The sequence below is a fragment of the Bacteroidota bacterium genome, from assembly GCA_034439655.1.
In the GTDB taxonomy this organism is placed as follows: domain Bacteria; phylum Bacteroidota; class Bacteroidia; order UKL13-3; family UKL13-3; genus CANJUD01.
In genome coordinates, this window is record JAWXAU010000161.1 from 1 (window position 1) to 20,418 (window position 20,418).

Genomic DNA, 20,418 nt, shown 5'->3' on the forward strand with positions numbered 1-20,418 from the left:
ATATACTTTGAATTGACTACCTATTTTAAGATTGCTAATTGGGGTTGCAGCAATAGCACCGTATAAGTTCAATGTGCCCGCTGTGCTGCTGCTATTATTAAGTGCTCCCCCTGTAGTAATTAAACTACTTGAAGCGGTAGTTGTTGTTCCAATAGTTGCATTAAATCCATTCAAATCAAGCACTCCAGAATCCAACATAAGTGCACCGTCGCAGGTTAAGTTTCCGCCTAGTCGAACACCTTTGAGCCTGTGAATGAATATAGTTCCCTTTGTTTGTACACGTAGGCCTACGACTTTGGCTGCCCCAGTATCTCCCAACACGCTAAGCATTCCTACAGCAGTGGTATTCATCACGTTGCCAGTACCATATATTGCAATACTATCAGTACTGGTAAATGTACCTAAATTTAAATTAACCCCTTGATAAGTAAGTGATCCTGGGTTTAGACCTAAGTTGCCGGTAACGGTCATATTACTGACCGCACGAACAGTAAAAGCAGAAACGAATTCTATGTTCTTATATATATTACTAGTTCCTGCAATACTTTGAGATGCAGTGCCAGCAAATACCATTTTACCTGTACCAGTATGGGTCCCATTATTCATAATGTCTTTAGCAATAGTTATTACATTACCACCATCGTTTAATATAGTACCCGTTCCAATAAACAGCTGGTTATTGATCTTGGAATTTCCTTGCAGTGTATAAGTACCCACACCATTAATCGAAAGCACTACATGCGTATCTGCGGGAATTGATTGTGGAGTGTATAAAGTTAGTGATCCTCCTACGTGATCGAGCATGCCATATCGATAATAATTGCGAACAACATATAGCGTTCCACCAGCTACAATGGTAACGGTTGCACCTGTATCAATAGTGATATCTTTACCGTAACTAGCCCCAGTTACCCAAGGCATAAAGGTGGCAATAGCTGGTATTCTCACGTTATCTGCAGCAGTAGGCACACTATTAGATGCCCAGTTTGAAGGATTATACCATAGTGTAGAGAAACCTCCTACCCAATCGCATGGGGCTTGCAGTGATACTTTATAATCTTCTGTTTCCCCGTTTGCAAATGAGGCACAAGCGTCGGCGGCTGTTATTACAGTGTTTGTATCTACTGTTCTAATACGCATTCCTGCAGTTCCTGCTGTTACTGAAGCAGGCATAGTAATATCATAGGTAATAGCGACACTTGAAGCAACATTTGAGCTAATTAATGTATATTCTGATATATCATAAATTCCATTGCGGTTATAATCTATCCACATAACCACCTTTTGAGGTTTTGCAGAGTTTGTAAAGGTGAGTGTGTAGTTATTATTTCCTCGCAAATTGGTGGTGCGTGAACTTAAGTTAGAGGTAAAATAATTGGACCATGAACTATCACTAGTGCTTGAACAACCCGAACCGGTATTATTAATAGTACCTAATTGCACACCGTCAATAAAGCCAAGCCCACAGCCAGTAACATGCACAGGGCTGCAATAGTAAACCATCCTATCGCCCACAGCGGTTTTAGGAATAGGCATTTTTACGTTACTATTAACAGTTAAATAATCAATATATGCATCTATTTTATTGCCTATTGGAGCAGTTGGAGAAACTGTATAGCTCAACCAGAAATAGTTATTTCCGGTACCCAATGTAACTGGTGTGGTAAAGTTTACCACTACATATCCATTCGGGCTTGAAACAGTAGAACCTACTTGTGTGGCAGTGTTATATATATTGTTGTTGCTTGTAAAGAATATTTTAGCGTTCACCAAGTCAGCCACATTGGTAGTTCCCGCAGTAACAAAACGTATATTATTAACTACTAGAGGTGTAATGTTGCCTGTTGTTACCACTTTCAAACGCAATACTTCAGCATCATTAGTGCCACGCAATACATTGCTCAGGTTATTTTGGGTCACATTGCTTGTAACATAACTCATTGCGGCTTGGTTGTATACATTGATATTATCAATATCTAGATAATAGTTGCTTGTAGTTGACCCAGTTGTTTTACCTACCAATCTTAAGATTACATTCTGACCACTATACGATGAAATACTGGTCAATATTGTAGTAAATGAAGTTGTAGCAGTGTGATTAGACGCATTAATCGAAGAAACAGAATTATAAGTCACTCCGCAATCTGTTGATATTTGCAATAAAAGAGAATCTTCAGACGTTAATGTAGTAGCACCACCACCCGAAACATCTGTTATTTTATAATCAAACTGTATAGCTGAAGTAGCACTTAAAGCTCCTACTTTGGGCAGTATTGCCAGACCATTTAATGTAGCACTGTTGTTGTTAATTCTAATCCCATTGGTGCCCATAGCCCCTGTTCCGCTACCAACGCTGAAACCTGTTGCGAGTGTCCAACCTGATGGGGTTGATGTGCTTGCATTGAAGTCTTGCGTGTATGGCAAGGCCAATGGAGCTACCACTGCGATTGTTTGAATTAAAGTATCATCAGTATGTGTTACATCTAAAGCGTATATAGTGTACGATTTGAATATGTAATTACCAGTAGTACTCATATTAAACGTGTTTGTTGGAGTTGCATTAAGAGAGTCTCCAGGAAGCATTGTTCCGCTAGCTAAAGTTACATCGGGCAATGAGACAATTGAACCACCGGGTATTGTGACTTTAGTTCTAACAATCACATTATTAATAGCCATTTTAACTGTATCATAACCTAAATTTTTGAACCTGAACGAAACTGTTTGGTTGGGACCATAAATGCAACTTGTACCAGGCGAAAGCATTGCTGTTACTCCTAAATTATCGCCTAATTGGTTGATAATAATAGATGAAGTTGAATCGTTTGAAGCAGTACCATCACATATCTGTGTCCATGCTTTCATGGTGTGAGTAGTGTAAGCACCCACGTTGGCGGTAGCTGTAAATGTGAATAGCTGTGAATCGCCCACGTTAATTGATGAAACAGTAGTTAAATTCTGTATACTAACAGTTACCCCATCAACAATAAATCCAGCTTTAAAGTTAGTTCCTGCAGGAACTGTTATTGTGGAGCTATAGTTTTTCACCCAAACCTTTACCAGTTCTGTACTAGTTCTATTCAAACCACTTGTAGGTGTTTTAATCGATGATACGCCCAAGTCAAAGTTCATGTTGAATTCATCTGCTCCAATATCAGGAGTGCTACCACTTCTTGTTTCACCATCAATATCATTGGTAGTACCTACTGCTGTTCCTTTATTGTTAACTTCACAATAATCGGAATTGATATTAAGGTTACCATTAACAGCATCCTTAAAGAAGTTAGAGGCTATCACATTTGTTGTTGTATTTGCACTTGTGTTGCCTGAACCATCTGAAACATTTATAGTCCATGAGCTAAAGCCATGAGTTGTTGTTGTTCCAGAAACGTAGAATGAATTAGAAGTATCTGCACTCGCAAAGAAGTTATACAAGCTTGTTGTAGATGACCAAGCAGTAGGTATGGTATATATATAATTTGTTCCTGCTGATGTGTGGCTGTTATATAATATATTGTTCCTAATATTTAAAGTAGATCCGCTGCCAGCCCTGCCAAATGCAGTTGATCCTGCAACGATTCCACTTTGTGACCCCGCAATATATACTGTATTATAATGATAGTTCTGTGTGTTTGTTGAAGTATTGTCAGAAATACCTATCATACTATTTGTGCTTGAACCATTTTGAATTAATGAAATTTGGTTGTTTGCAACTGTAACGCCATTACCCAAACTATTGTATATACCCGATATATTTGTAAAGGTACCTGTATTAGAACTATTAGATAGTGCATATACTTTATTTCTGCTCACTTGCGAACCTGTCCCACTATTGTTATAGAATATACCATACATTGAAGTGTTACCTTTAAATGATGACAAATTGCTAACTGTATTTCTCAATATTTCAGGATTACTTTGTGTTGTGCCGCTACTTAAACCAATACCAATAACTGATGCTGATATTCCTGTCGACACATTAGAGTCGTTAGATGCCAGATAAGATACATTATTGGAATCTATCTTAAAGATTGCTGTACTGGCAGCACTACCAGCCACAATACCAAAAGTATTATTGACAGCACTTGATCCAGTATAACCATTATATAAACTGTTAATTGAATTACTTCTTATGTAATGTATGTGAGACGAACCATTTGGGTTTGCTTGTATACCTCCCACTAAAGTTGCACCAAAGCTACCATTTTCATTTTGTAAGCTATTAGAAATTTCATTGCTTCCTATAAAGTTACTATCTATATAACAAGTAGTGTTTGCACCATTACTTAATTGTTGAATAGCTATTACTTCATTTACTGTAGTTGAAGAGCTATTTACATTTTTAAATGATAGGCCAGCAACCATGTTATTCTTGATTTTACAAGAGGTAATTCCACCCAATATACGAATACCGTTAGTACGCTGTCCGCCTGCACTATTATATGCTATCACCTCAATATTGGCCGCCAAACTGCTATCGCCTACTATATTACCTGTAGCAGGGCCGTCTCCACCAATTTCCACATTACCTACTGAAACCAATATACCTAAGAATCCACTAGCAAGGCCGACTGAATAATTGGTATGTACTTTCATGTCTTTAAGAACATTTGAATATAACTTAAGCGTTGTTGTGCTACTTGTATTGCCAATACGAATTGGTAATACTTGGTTTAACTGACCTGAAACAACGGAGGCATCTCCAATTTGATATACAGACCCACTAATACCGGCTATATTTCCTCCAATGCGATTGCCCTGGATTAAATGGCCAACCTCAGTAGCTGAATTAACAAGTATTGAGGTAAGGTTAGAGGTTACTGCACCCACTGGTAAATTAATAGATGTTTGTGTAAATTTATTATCCAAGACATTCCAATAGCGGTTATTGCCCTGCATTGATAATGCAGATACCGTTGTAGAACCCGGAAGGAATGCATTCAAGAATATATTATTGTTGATTGTAATATAATCATTCTCTTTGGCCGCTGTTCCCAAGGCATATATATGATTGGCAGTATTGCCTGTTGATTTATCAAACAGACAGTATTCTACAGTATTGCTATCGTTGCCAATAGTACCATTAGTTGTACCGATAGTAACAGTACCTACACCAGCAGAAGTATTGCTATACATATTGCAATAACGAATAGTGTCTCTAACGGCATCATTGATAAAGTTGACTGCAGCGAATGCAGAACTCGTTTGAGTTAAGTTCATTATTCTGCTTGTTCCTGTTCCTCCAGCACGTCCATCAAATTTAACATACTTAACACCGTTTAAATTAACTAAGTGGCCAGTAAAAGAATTAATCCATACACCTGTATCGCCTGACGCAGGTCTAAACGTTACAGTTGAAGTTGGACTTGCCCCTGGAATTTGTCCACTGAAAACTATATTTTCAGTATACTGCCCATCAGAAATATCTACGATTATATTACCCGATATACCACAACTGTTCAAACGTGATGCGGCAGAACTAATGGTAGCAAAATTGGTACTGCTCACAGCAACTGCTGGGTTAACAGTGATAGTTCCAGTAAATGGCGTACAATAAATATTCTGCAAAGTGTCGTTTGAATTATCTTGGTCACTATTTCCACTATTCATAGTAGTACTATATACTTTGAGTGTAGAAGAACCTGAAGGGAAAGTTAAACCTGTAGTAAAGGTATAGGTAGCAGTATCGCACGCTGCCAATGCGGTACTTGGTGTAAAGGTTTCCGACACTGCACTTGAGCCTGTAACCATATAATTCAATACCACACTAGAAATAGTAGTAGAACCATTGTTTTTAATTCTTACTTTTATATTGTAGTTAGTCGATGCTGAAATTGAAGTTGAAACAGGTATCAATATGGTTTGTAAAGCAATATCATAAGAGAGCGGAGTAAATTCATCGGCCCCAAAATCGGGAGTGGTTGAGCGAGATTGTGCATCAATATCAACCGCCATAAGAGTGCTTAAATTAGTTCCGAAATTATTCATACATGCTTTATTGGTAACATGTAAATCGCTGGTCGATAGAAAATCAGGTCTTATATTTTTAGAGTTCGCATCTCTTGAGGAAGCTGTTCTCCATGTGCCGATGGTAGCATAACCTGTTGTTGAATAATATCCTAAGTTAGTACCTGTTGTAAACAAATCATTATAATCGCAAGTAGGGTAATAAGTATTATTGTCCATTCTAATAGCGGCTGCTCCATTGAGACCTGCAAAAATATTGTTTTGAATCGTATTAGTACCATAAACTGTTGCGGCAAAGTAGCCAGCAGCTGAAGTATTAGCATTTGATGATGTACCATTGCTAACGGTATTATATATATAATCTACTCCATTTCCATACTGGTCATATAATCCATAAGTCGCATTGGAGCCAGTACCTATCTCAATAAAATTGTTAGCTACCAAATATCTACGAGCAGCAGTCACACTGGAGTTAACACCCATATAATAACAGTACATGCCATAACCGCCTTGTCCACCACTTATTTTATTACCAGTGATGTATGTTTTGCTCGCATCAGCAAGTACCATAATCCAGTAATTATACATACCATAATAAGTTGCCAAACTTGAGTTTGTGGTTATTCTATTATTGGTAATTTTAATACCATCTAGATATTGGTGATACATTCCATAAGCATACTGGTTGGTAAAATCGCAATTGTTAATACCCGTTCCTCTAGAGGATGCACCAAAAGAATTACTGCTAGAAGATTGGATATACGTACCATAAGCCCCATTGTTTATCCTGCAGGTGTCAAAATATACAAAGTTCGAAATACTTGAACTAGGTATTGTTATTACAGCCAAGTTTGTAGAATTGGTAGTGGTTGAAACACCGTTCAAGGTGACATTATAGAACGAGTCATACGATGCTCCAGAACTAAGCAATAACGCGGTACCATACGTTGAGTTGGTTGCCGTAATGGTCATATTTTTAAAGTATATGTATTTACTTGCTATTAAACCTACTGTATAGTTATTTGTTGAGGTTCCGCTGTAAGTAATTACTACATCGCTAGGAACAGAAGTGGCTGATTGAAATACAATTTGATTGGTGGCCGAAGCTCCTACAATTGTTGGGATAATAAGCTGTTCTGTGTAAACACCTGTTGACACATTGAAAGTAACGAGTCCGCCTAATCCACCACATTGAAGTGCCGCAGATGCGGCAGTAAAGCTAGTATAATTTGTTGTGCCGCTTCCAGATGGATTAATAGTATAAGTACCATTTAAAGCAGGGCATAGTGTAAATTGACTTGTGTCATTATTTGTAACCGCATCACCTGATTTCGCAGTATACACTTTTAAGTTATTAGAGCCAATAACAATAGTTGCTTGTGTTGTGAATGTAATAGAAGAAGTATCACATTGTTGTAAAGCTGGAGAGAAAGAGAATGACTGTGAAACAACTGAATTACTGTTCAATTTATAGTAAACAGTCAAACTCGACAACGAATCTGAACCAAAGTTCTTGATTAGAGCAACAACATTTTGAGTACCTGCTGACAGGGGGAAGGACGGAGTGACAATTGCTGATACACCCACATCATTCGCTACACCTGTGTATTCGTCTGCACCTATATCTGGCATGCTGCTTCTGGTTTGTCCATCTATATCAGTAGTAACTCCTAAATTCACGCCATTGTTGCAAGAGTTAGTTATATGTAAATCAGTAGAAGAAGCAAAAGCAGGTAATTGATATGAAGAACCGGTACCAGCTCCATTGGGGAATGCCGCCGATGCCAAATTGCCTGATTGGTAAGTATTTCCTCCAATACGAAGAATATCAACGCCTGTTCCGTACAAGATGTTGTTATTGAATATAGAAACCGCAGCGGTATTATTAATATCAGCAGCAAAATTAGAACCACCAGTTTGGGCATTGGCCATGATATTGTTACGAACATCAATAGTATTTGTACCACCCCATACCGAGAAACATGCACTTGAGTTCGCTGTACCCGTCATATAGAATGAGTTGTTGTATATTTTCCAATTCTGCCCATACATATTGATACAACCTGCTGTACTAGTATTATTCCAAGAACCGCCAAAGAAGTTATTGGTAATTTCGCCAGAAACTCCTGCACTAGCACCACCCTGAGATGTCAATATATATATATGGTATTGGCCTGTGCGTATGAAGGTATTACCTTTAATTTCATGATAGAACCCAGTGGCAGGCGTGCCGTTAATTAAATAAATACATGATGAATTTGCATTGCCTGTAGCTAATTGAAATGTATTGTTCAGTATTTTGTTGGATGACATACTGCTACTATTTTGGTATACGCCATAGTAATATGAATTTTGGAAGTAGTTGTTTCTAATATAGTTTACAACAGAACCATTATTCCCAGCATGGTAAACACCATAATACCCCGATGAAATTCTATTTGAATCTAAATAGTTATTATTACAGTTTGACGTAGTGCTAAAAGAACTAGAAGAACCGCTAAATACTGCACCTGCTGCACTACTACTGGTTGGGGCATTGGTAATATCCACCACGCAGCTTCCTACTTTATTATTGTTTGCATTATTAAAGTAAACAGGAACCGCGTATGTTGCACCTGTTGCACGAATTCTCATATTTCTAAAGGTTACATATTGGCATCCGTTAAACAATACTGTATGTGTGGTTGATGCTGATGAACCAGCAAAAGTTAAAATAGTATTGGTTGTATCTGTACCCACAAAAGTAACAGTGTTTGTTGCCGAAGTTCCGTTAATTGCTCCAATTGAAACTTGCTCGCTGTAAGTGTTGCCTGATACGTTAAATGTTATTGGACCAGCTACACCACCGCAGCCACTTAGTATATTAACCACTCTGTTAAAGCTCTTGAAATTTGTTGAACTATTTGCCTGTGTGGTATCAATTGTATAAGTACCGCTTAATCCTGCACAGATTGTAAAAGTGAGCGTATCATTACTTGCATTACCCTCTGACGCTGCAACTGCAAATACTTTAAGTGTATTTGTGCTGCCCGAAGAAATTGTTATTTGATTTCCACCTGTAAATGTCTTTGATGAAGTGTCAAGCGGCACGAGCGTACCAGAATAACTTGTAGTAACAGCCGAGCCTCCGTTAAAGATATAACCAACTGTTCCTGAGGTAACATTGTTGGCCCCAAAGTTTTTGAATCTTACTGTTACATCAAAAGTGCCGGCCAATGTAGGTAATGAAGGCGATACTAATATACTTGCTCCAAGGTCATTATTTACAGGCACTTCGTAAGCACCGATATATGGGGTTGTTGAACTGCGGCTACGTCCATCTATATCATCAGAAATGCCAGTACCAGTAACTCCAGCTTTAAGTGTTGAAGTAGTATGTCTTAAATTAGTGCTACTTGTAAATGATGGATTAATGTTTTTAGAGTTTGCACCTACAGTAGTATAAGTTGAAGTAGTATATGTAGTACCATTATGATATATAAGGTTGGTAGATGCCGCACTAAAATAATCATTATAATTGAAAGTACTAAGACCTGTAATAGTGCCAAAATAAACTGGCAAACCTGAACCTGAACCTGCCGTATAGGCAAAAATATTGTTACGCATATTGGTAGGAGCATAAGAATAGCTAGGGTCTACATAGAAGGCACTGTATATAGCCGATGATGTAGCTACGTCTAAGTTCACCGTATTATAATCTACATCCCAATGCTGTCCGTATGCTAAGTAAATTCCTTGAGCAGATGTGCTACTAAATCCTCCCCCTATCATATTGTTAAACATCTTACCAGGGGTAGTGGATGCATTTTGGAAAGCGTATATATAATAGATTCCGTATTGCCCTGCATTGGTTACCGTATTATATGAGATTTCGCAATTGCTTCCTCCATAACAATAGTTAATACTCAAACCTGAACTTGAAGCATATCCTGTACGCATGGTGATGGTATTGCGTGAAATTGTAAAGGATGAGTTGGCGTAAATATATAATCCATATTGGTAAGTGTTGGAAATGGTGTTGTTCCTTGCATACCATTTTGTAGCATTATAATTTACATTACAATACAAATACATTGCAGTATTTCCACCAGATATGGTATTACTATCAAGTTCAAAACCTGTAGCAGTTGATTGACCTCCTGTAACACCTGTGGTGCTGTTGTTTAATACAATACCGCAGAAATTAGTACTGGTCGAATTGGTTCCATTGCTTCCTCCATAATTAATAATACAGCTTTTAACTTTTGAGTTGTTTGCTGCATTACCTAGTATATGAACTGGCCATCCATAGGTAGTTCCCGTAGCTTGAATAGTAAGATTTCTAATTATAACACCGGGTGTATTGTTAATTCTTATTGTGTATGAACTTGCTTGAGCGGAGGCTGCAAAGTATATCGTTCTATTTGCTGCATTTCCAGCACCACCATCAAAAGTAATGGTATTGGTTGTACTGGCACCCTGTATACTTAGCAGTTCTACTTGCTCATTATAAGCAGTAGCCCCCATTACGGTAAAGTTTACTGGGCAGCTTATGCCACCTGAGTTCAAACTGTTTACTGCATTTAAGAAGCTGGTGAAATTTGTAGCAGATGCCGCTGCCCCTTGGTTGATGGTATAACTGCCGCATAACGCAACACCTATTGGCGATGAAGTAAACGTATCATTTGCTGCAAACGCATCTGAAACTCCATTGGGTGAAGCAGTAAAGGCCTTAATTATATAACTTGTATTTGCTGCGAAATTAAATTGGTTACCACCTGTAAATGTATAAGTACCTGTACCACCATTAGCAGCTAAAGAAATCGAAGACAATGCTACCGAAACCGCACTACCTCCATTCACACTATAGCTCACGTTTGCCGAAGTAACGGTATTTGCTCCATAATTTTTAAGAGTTACTGTGATATTATTATTGCCCGCAGTAACTGGGAAAACAGGAGCTGTAATAACAGAAATACCTATATCATTATTTTGTGCGGGGGTTTCATAAGCTCCCATATCTGTTGATGAGCCGCGAGAAGTTCCACTGTAGTCAGTTCCAACAGTAGTAATTTTAGGAGCATTATTGGCTGCATTGCCCACATGCAAATCTGTATTTGAAGTAAAATAGGGGTTCCCGATCACCGAATTGGAATTATTACCTGCATCGCCAATAACAGTTGATGAGGTAAGATATGTTCCCGCATTATAACCATAATTTGTAGTAGATGTTGCACCCTTTACATATAATAAATTGTAATCAAAAGAAGAGGATCCGATTACTGCATATAGATATCCATTAGGCATATAGAAAGGCATGGCTGTTGAACCAGTGGCCGTTACTGCCAATAAGTTATTTCTGACATCAAGCGTGGTGGAGCCTGTAGTACAACAATTTCCTAGATATAAACATGCTGAACTTGTTGAGGTTGCTGCAAAATCTAAATTGATTGTATTATGGAATACATCCCAATTGTAGGCAGAATTTGAGAAATATATTCCATTTAAGCCCGTACTTCTAAATCCACCACCTATTAGGTTATTATACAGCTTACCTCTGCTTGAAGCATGGGCACCCGTCGATGCCAAGAATATTCCATATTGGCCAGCATTCGTTATTTTGTTCCTTTGTATAGACCACGAGTTTGTTGAGGCCAAAGCATTAGCACTACTTATATATAAACCCGTACTTGATGTCAAGTTCGTGTTCATATTAATAATGTTTCTATCAACTATGCCCCCATTGATTCCTTGTAGGTAGATTCCATATTGGTAAGCATTATTACAGCTATTACCAGTAAATTGATTGCCTCCGGTAGTTGAGTTATTTGCATCGTATGCTATAATATTTGCATAACCGCCTTGTATCGTATTTGAATCAATAATGACATTATTAAATCCTCCGGTAGCACTATAACTTGTAGCACTACCATTTAAAACAATACCTTGATAGTTCGTACTATTAAAACTAGATATTGCTGTTGAGCCAAAATCAACAATACAATTTTTGATGGTATCATAACTTGATGAACCCATTATTTGAACTGGCCAAGCATTGGTACTTGTGCCGCGTATAGTCAAGTTTTTAACGATAATATAGCTCTGATCCTTTAAACGAAGTGTATAAGGCAAACTAGCGGTGCCCGCAGCTTGTAATATGCGGTTTGCTGCATTGCCCGTTCCACCATCAAATGTAACTGTATTGGAAGCCGACAAACCTGGAATGCCTGACAAATCAACCTGCTCAGTATATGGCGTTGTGCCCATTACTGTAAATGTTGTTGCACAACTAACACCCGTTGCCACTAGTGTTGACACAGCACTGTTAAAACTCACGAAATTACTTGACGATGCTGCAGCTCCTTGATTGATGGTAAAGTTTCCACAAATAGCTACTGCGGTGGTGGGTGAAATAAAGGTATCGTTTTGACTAAAAGCATCTGTTACACCATTGGGTGATCCAGTATAGGTTTTGAAAACATAGTTGGTGCCCGATGAGAAATTAAACTGATTTCCTCCGGTAAAGCTGTAACTCATAGTAGCACCCGAAGCTAAACCCATTGATGTTAAAGCTACCGTTACCGGACTTCCTCCATTCACACTATAGCTCACATCGGCAGTATTAACCGTATTGGCACCATAGTTTTTAATAGTAACAGTCACATTGTTATTACCTGCCGATATTGGAGCAGCTGGTGCTGTCATGGCTGTAATACCAAGGTCATTATTGAGTGCGGGAGTTTCATAAGCCCCCACGTCGGTACTCGATCCGCGGCTAGTTCCGCTATAGTCAGCTCCAACAGCGGTAATTTTAGGCACATTGAATGAAGTGATACCTATATGCAAATCGGTATTTGAATAAAGATATGGATTGCCTATAATTGAATTGGTGTTATAGCTGCTGTTGCCTAGCACGGTAGAGGCCGTCAGCAGTGTGCCGGCATTATAGCCATAGGTGGTTCCTGCATTTGCTCCTGCAACATATAGAAGGTTATAATCAAAAGATGATGTTCCAATCACTGCATAAATGTAGCCGTTCGGCATGTAAAATGGAACTGCCGAAGACGCAGAATTCGTGACTGCAAAAATATTGTTCCTCACATCAAGCAGAGTTGCACCCGTTGTGCAGCAATTGCCCATATATATACAAGCTGCAGAGGTGGAAGTGGCCGCATTATCAATATTTACTGTGTTATGCATCACGTCCCAGTTATAAGCCGAACTCGAAAAATAAAGTCCGCTCGGATTTGTATTTCTGAATCCACCACCTATCAAGTTATTATATATTTTACCGCGACTTGTGGCATTGGCTGCTGTAGAAGCGAGGAATATTCCATATTGGCCCGCATTGATAATACTATTCCTTTGTATAGACCATGTATTAGTAGAAGCCAATGAATTTGCACTACTCAAATACAGACCAGAACTTGACGCCAAATTTGTATTCATGTTGATACTATTTCTATCAAATGTACCTGCATTGATTCCCTGTAAATACACCCCGTACTGATAAGCATTGTTACAAGCGTTGCCTGTAAACTGGTTACCACCTGTGGAAGAGCTATTATTCGCATAAACCATAATATTGGCAAAGCCTCCTTGTATCGTATTTGAGTCAATTATGATATTACCAAAAGTGCCTGCGGTACTATATGAGGTGGCGTTGCCGTTCAGAACAATACCCATATAGTTTGTACTATTAAAACTTGCAACAGAAGTAGAGCCAAAGTCAATGATACAATTTTTAATAGTATCGGCAGTAACTGTGGAACTGGCTAATATATTAACTGGCCATGCATTACCACCGGTACCACGAATAGTCAGATTCTTAATACTTATATAGCTTAAATTATTAATACGAATAGTATAAGGTAAACTTGCTGTACCACTTGCTTGCAAAATACGTGTAGCAGCATTTCCTGCACCTCCATCGAATGCTAGGGTATTGGTAGATGACAGGCCAGAAATACCTGTTAAGTTTATTTGCTCAGTATAAGTACCTGCTGCAACTGTAAATTTAACTGGTCCGCTTATACCACCACAAGCTGTGATAGCTGTAACCGCAGAAGTAAATGAAGTAAAATTACTTGCACTTGCAGCAACTGAAGGGTTAATAGTAAAGCTAGTTCCGCTTATACCACCTGTGCAAGTCGTAAATCCAGTAGTATCATTGGTTTTATCATTATCAGTATTTCCATTAGGGCTTTGTGTGAAAGCTTTCAAATAGTGCAGTCCAGAAGCTACCGTCAAACGTTGGTCAGTTGAACCAGGTCCGCTCGTAGAATTGAAAGTAAGCTGCAAGGTATCGCAAGGATTCATAGTTGAAGGTAATGACAATGAAATTGCTGTATTATTATCATATTGATACTTAATAGTACCTGATGTTACTGAGTTATTCCCGACATTTTTTATAGTTACAACTACATTAGTAAGTCCTGTACCTACAGTTGGTATGGGAGTCCTAATAGCCACAACCATTAAGTTGTCGCTCAAACTAGAAAATTCGTATGCACCCATATTGGGTGTTGATGAGGAACGCGTAACACTATTAATATCAGTTGTAATTCCTGTTCCACTTACCCCTGTTAAACAGCCGTCCGATATATTCAAATTAGAAGGTGCTGAAACAAAAAGTGGGGTCTTGTTGCTACTATTAGCATTCTGCGTTGTGCCCGCTGCTGTCGACATTGCAGAGGCAAAATTTGCGTAGGTTGTTCTTGCCGTTCCACTTGTTAATGCTATATTGGTACCTGTGGTTGTGTAGTTGTTATAATCCATCACATTAGCTGCAGAGAAAGTATTTCCTGCAGGAACTACTACTGAATAACCCGCAGCAGCATTGCTAAACAAATTATTTTTAATATTAAAGTTATTATTGCTTGCGAAATATAAACATCCACTCGTTGTAAGTGAAGTTCCAGATATGTTCACAGTATTATGATATAAATCAATATAACTGCAGCTCTGCACATAAATACCATAGTAGCCATTTGTTCCTCCTCTTATTGCATTATTAGCAATAGTGATTCTATTGGTACTAGTTCCTGTAACACTAGTAAAGTAGATACCATAAGATGCTGCACCACTTAGGGTGATATTGTTGCCAAGTACTTTAATTGCATTGCCTGCATTCGCGATATACATACTGTAATAAGCAGTAGCTGAACTTGTGTTAAATGTATTGTTCAATATATTAATACTGTCGGAATAATTTAAATAAACTCCAGCGTAATATTGATTGTTAAAAGTATTTCCCGATATCACCCATTTTTGATCTCGTGTACCGTTGGTTGCCATATACATGGCATATCCAACAGCATTAAAGGTATTATTACTAAAAGTATTAAAATTATCTACAACACTCTGCTCATACACATGATAGTTGGAAGTATTTTGGGTACTATTAAATACACAACCATTAAATGTATTGCTATTTGATCCTCCTGTAAATTCTACATTTCTAGCATTTCCTGAGGTGCTGGTTAAGAAACCTATATTGTTGAAGGTAACATAATCTGCACCCGCCATTTGAACTGAGTAAGTGGCAGTGCTTAATCCTTGGATTATACATAAAGCAGGGTTACCCGATGCTGATGTAAAAGTGATTGTATTGCTGCTAGAGGTATTACCTGGAATGGAAGAAAGCGAAAAGCTTTCATTATAAGTACCGTTTGACACAGTAAAAGTGACGGTACTGCTCATACCGCCGCAGGTTAAAGCACTAACTGCACTTGTAAATGATGTAAAGTTTGTTGACGATGCCGCCGCTCCTGGGTTAATTGTATAGCTACCGGTTAAAGTAGTACAAATTGTAGCTTGAGCTGTATCGTTTGACAAATTACCATCACCACTTAAAGCTGTGTACACTTTTAGGGGACTACTACCGCCAGCTAGAGTAATGGTTGTTGAAAATGTAACCGTTGCTGTATCGCAAACGGCTAAGGCCGTTCCAAAATTAAAAGTCTCTGAAACTGCTGACCCTCCATTGTACTTATAATAAACCGTTAAACTTGAAACCGATGCAGTACCGAAATTTTTAACGATTGCCTTTACAGTTTGAGAAGAACCTGAAGTTAATGTTCCTGATGGGCTGGTAATAAAAAAGACTCCAACATCATTAGACGAGGTGGCACTGGCAATTTCATCTGCCCCAATATTAGGTGTGCTGGCACGGCTTTGTCCATCAAAGTCAGTGGTAATAAGTCCTAAACCACCAACACCTCTTAAACAATAAACTCCCATGTGCAAATCTGTACTAGAGGTGTATAAAGGATTAAGGTTTTGGGAGTTTGCATCCTTACTTGTTGCTGTTTTCCAGGCTCCCAAAGTTGTATAAGCTGAGCCACTCAAGTAGCAAAGATTGGTTCCAGTTGTATAATAGTTATTATAATTAACTGTGGTGTAATAAGTGAAATTGTCGAACCTAATTGCTGGTGCCCCGTTATAGGCAGCAAAAATATTATTTTGAAAAGTACTAGTACCTGTAGAACCACCAGCAAACCAACCTGCCGCCGAACCATTTGTTGTTTGCGAAGTTCCTATATTTACAGAATTATGTACATAATCTGTTCCATAGGTACCCTGTTCAAATATCCCATAGGTGCTATTTGCAGCGGAACCAATTTGTATAAAATTATTTGCCACCAAAGGCTTTCGGGCACTATTCACGCTTGAATTTACAGCTAAATAAGAATTATACATCCCATATCCACCTACGGCTCCAGTTATCTTGTTACCAGTAATTAATATTTTATTCGTGTCTGCCAGCACCATAACCCAATAGGTGTACATTCCAATATACGAAGTAAAAGCAGAGTTCGTCGAAATCCTGTTTTTGGTCAATTTAACACCATCCAAATACTGATTATATATTCCATAAGCATACTGATTGGTAAAATTACAATTATTAAACATCGTTCCTTGAGAAGTCGCATTGATTGTACTGTTGCTATTTGAAGCAATATAAGACCCATAGGCTCCATTATTAATGCTACAGGTATCGAACCTCATATTGTTTGAAATATTGGCAGTATTATATCCATTTATAACCGCATGGTTTGGGGTATTACTGGAAGTAGTAACGCCATTAAATATCACATTGTAAAATGAATCATATCCAGCACTGCTTCCAAAGGCAAGAGCAGTTCCATAAGTAGTATTACTTGCCGTAATAGTCATATTAAAAAATCTAATGTATTTAGCTCCCGAAAGATTAACTGTATAATTCGCCGTAGAAACAGTAGACGGAAAAGTTAAAATACGGGTACTAGCATTTCCACTACCTCCATTAAAGGTAATTGTATTGGTGGCGGATGCTCCTGTGATAGCTGGTATTGTAACTTGTTCAGTATAAGTACCTGCAGAAACATCAAAAACAACTGGGCCTGATATCCCGCAATTAATTAGTGCACTATCTGCTTGGCCAAATCTTAAAAAATTACTTGATCCACTTCCAGAGGGGTTAATCGTATAAGTACCGCTAAGACCTGTGCAATAAGTAAAAGTTCTGCAAATAGTATCGTTTGCGGCTGTTTGAGTTCCATTTCCGTTTACATTATTTAACCACATTTTTAAGGTATAGGTTCCTACACTTGAAATGTTTAATTGCGTTGAAAAAGTAGCAGTATAGATTCCGCCAGAGGCAACTGAAAGGCTACTTAAAGATTGTGTAACAGCAGAATTATTATCTAATTTATAACCGATATCAACTGATGTCATATTCGCGTTCGTTAAATTAACCATCGAAAATGCAATTGTATTATTTCCCGACACAAAACTTGCGGGCGATGTAAAAGTATTAGCAGAAGCATCGCCGGTAGAAGCAGGCACCAATAAATTGTAATCTTCGCATTCCGATGAATATGCCAAAACGCCACAAGGTCCAGGAACATTGTTAGAATAATCAGCTATTACACGTAATCTGTACACACCATTGCCTTGACCCGAAGGAACTGTGAAGCTGTCCGTAGTAACACTACTAGCATTAACGAGGGAATAAGTATTTATCAATTCACTTCCGGAGGTATTAAATGTTCCATCAAGATTATAATCCACAAATACCTTTATGGTTGCTTGATAGTTGGAAGCATTTGTAATTGATAACCCCACTTTCACACCAGCAGCTGCTTTCACAGTTTGTGTTGAATAGTAATTGTAAATACCAGCAGCACCCACAGTATTTGCAGAGGTGGTATTGTTAATTTGGTTGGTGACAGCAGCAGTACCAAACTTGACATTAGTCATTCCCATACCATACCCCGCGTTATTTGAAGCAGTGGGTGAACAATAACTGGGGGCTGTGTAACACTGCGAAAATGCACCTTGGTAAGTTGAGAGCAGCAATAAGATTGCAACTAAGCTCCGAATGCTTGATGATTTTTGCCAAAAGATGTTTTGGGCTTGTGTGTAGATGTGTTTCATTTTATTTATTGGATTAGATTAATATTTTTTAATAATGGATATATAAAAGAGACATGTATTATGCATGCACAAAATCAGCAATTCCGTCAAGGGTTGCGTACTCTTCACTTTTAAATATTAATTTAAAAGTTAGTAAAAAAAAATTGAATATGAGCCGGCCCTAAATACAGATTGCTTAAAATGGCTCGCTACAAGAAAATACTTCGGAATTGCGTGTAGAAAATTTGTGACATTTAATTAGATTGGATTAGATTGATTGACTTTAGATTTTTTTTCTATGTTTTTGCAAAAACACAGATTTTTTTTACTGCTGAAAGGAATGGACAAATTTAATTCGAAGAGTTGCTTACTAGTTGCTTGTTTATACAAATTAATAATAAACAGCTTATCAACATTAACCGACCTGGAATTAAGACTCCGTATTTTACAACCTTCTATTTTTTAAACATTTACGACTTTTTCAGCTAAATCCTATCCAAAAAAGCAGTTTCACCAATTAGATAAATAGCATGATTTACTAGCTTATTGTGAGGAATCTCGTGCCCAATGATTCCTAAAATTTGTAACAAAATGTAAAACCTAGTTATTAAATAGCCTTTAGCCTTTCCTAAAAGTTGTATTTTTGAAGAAATCGATTGAATCTACCAATCTGCTACCATACCAACTAAACATCTCACCATTAACTAGTACAATTTTAGAATTGGGGCAAATTGATTCCAACTCCTTTATGTGCTTATCGGCGAACGGATAAGGTTCGCTACTTAACAAGATATATTGCGGCGATAGTTTCCTTATATCATCATGTGTTAGAATTGGGTATCTGCCATCAAAAGTGTTTGCCAAGTTTGCGAGACCAATTCTATTTAACATATCTGCAATAAAAGTATCATGCCCTGCAACCATCCAAGGTTTCCTCCAAATAAAGTAAAGGCAAGATGCGGGATGTATTTTCGGAAGTGATTCAAAACCAAATACTATTTTACTTTTCAATTCTATGGCTTCTTTATTCTTTCCTACTACACTTCCCACTGCCACAATCATCTCACAAGCATCTTCCAAGGTTTTAATATCGCTCATCCACACAGGGTAATGTTTCATGAGCTCTTCTATTTGCCCTTGCTCATTCTCTTCTTTATTGCCTATTATTAAGTCTGGTTTCAAAGCTGCTATCTTTTCAAAACTGAGTTTCTTGGTGCCACCAATTCTGGGCTTTACCCCATGTTGCTCAAGCGGATGAATACAAAATATAGTTTGCCCAACCACCTCATCTGTCAACCCCAACTCATATAATAGTTCTGTTTGTGAAGGCACCAATGATACAATTCTTTTGGGATATCGTGGTACTATAATATCTCTCCCCATTTGGTCGATAGTATTATAATATTCTTGAGTGTTATTTTTTGTCATAAAGTCTTATGTTCAGCCAATTAGACATTAAAATTTAAAAAATATTGACATAACGTCTGAAAATAAATTATTATTTGCATTGGCATCACATTGGTAAAAAAGCCTTCAAATTTAAAACAATAATCGAAATGAATTACAAAACATATTACCCCAAAAGAAACCATCTGTTGGATCGTTATATCCCATTTGGTTTTAATGCTGCCTTTAATAACCCTTGGTTTGATAGGGCAGAAACAGAAAAAGGTTTTACGCCTCGTGTTGACGTAGCTGAAACCGAAACCGCTTTTGAATTGCATGTGGCATTGCCCGGCATGGAAAAAGAACAAATTAAAGTAGAAGTGAAAGACGGATTACTAACGATTAGTGGCGAACGCAAGCAAATTACTGAAGAGAAAACTAAATTTCGCAGCATTGAAACTCGCTATGGAAGCTTTAGTCGCTCGTTCCGCTTAGGTGAAACGGCAAATGCTGCAAGCATAAGTGCTGAATTTAAGAATGGGATTTTATTGGCAACTATTCCTAAAAAAGAGATAGAAACCAAAACAAAAAATGTGGTAGAAGTTAGGTAAACAGGATATTAGGATTACAAGTTGCAGGTTTCTTCGCAAAAAGATCTGCACCTTTTTTTGTTATACATATTTCTATTTC

General features: G+C 37.9%; 3 protein-coding genes. 1 reads left to right on the forward strand and 2 read right to left on the reverse strand.

What is annotated here, in order from left to right; genetic code table 11:
* Both SGJ10_11985 and SGJ10_11990 read right to left on the reverse strand, forming a co-directional pair.
* A partial coding sequence (locus SGJ10_11985; GenBank protein MDZ4758840.1) for a GEVED domain-containing protein occupies positions 1–18,363 on the reverse strand: 18,363 nt, incomplete at its 3' end.
* A 597-nt stretch (positions 18,364–18,960) separates the two neighbouring features.
* The gene (locus tag SGJ10_11990; GenBank protein MDZ4758841.1) at positions 18,961–19,770 is read right to left on the reverse strand and encodes a helical backbone metal receptor; all 810 of its coding nucleotides are present in this window, start codon (positions 19,768–19,770) and stop codon (positions 18,961–18,963) included.
* Between the two features lie 128 nt (positions 19,771–19,898).
* Here SGJ10_11990 and SGJ10_11995 point away from each other — a divergent pair, with 128 nt between their 5' ends.
* Positions 19,899–20,339 (forward strand): Hsp20/alpha crystallin family protein, encoded by a 441-nt coding sequence (locus SGJ10_11995; GenBank protein ID MDZ4758842.1) that lies wholly within the window; start codon positions 19,899–19,901, stop codon positions 20,337–20,339.
* The last annotated feature ends 79 nt before the right edge of the window (positions 20,340–20,418 follow it).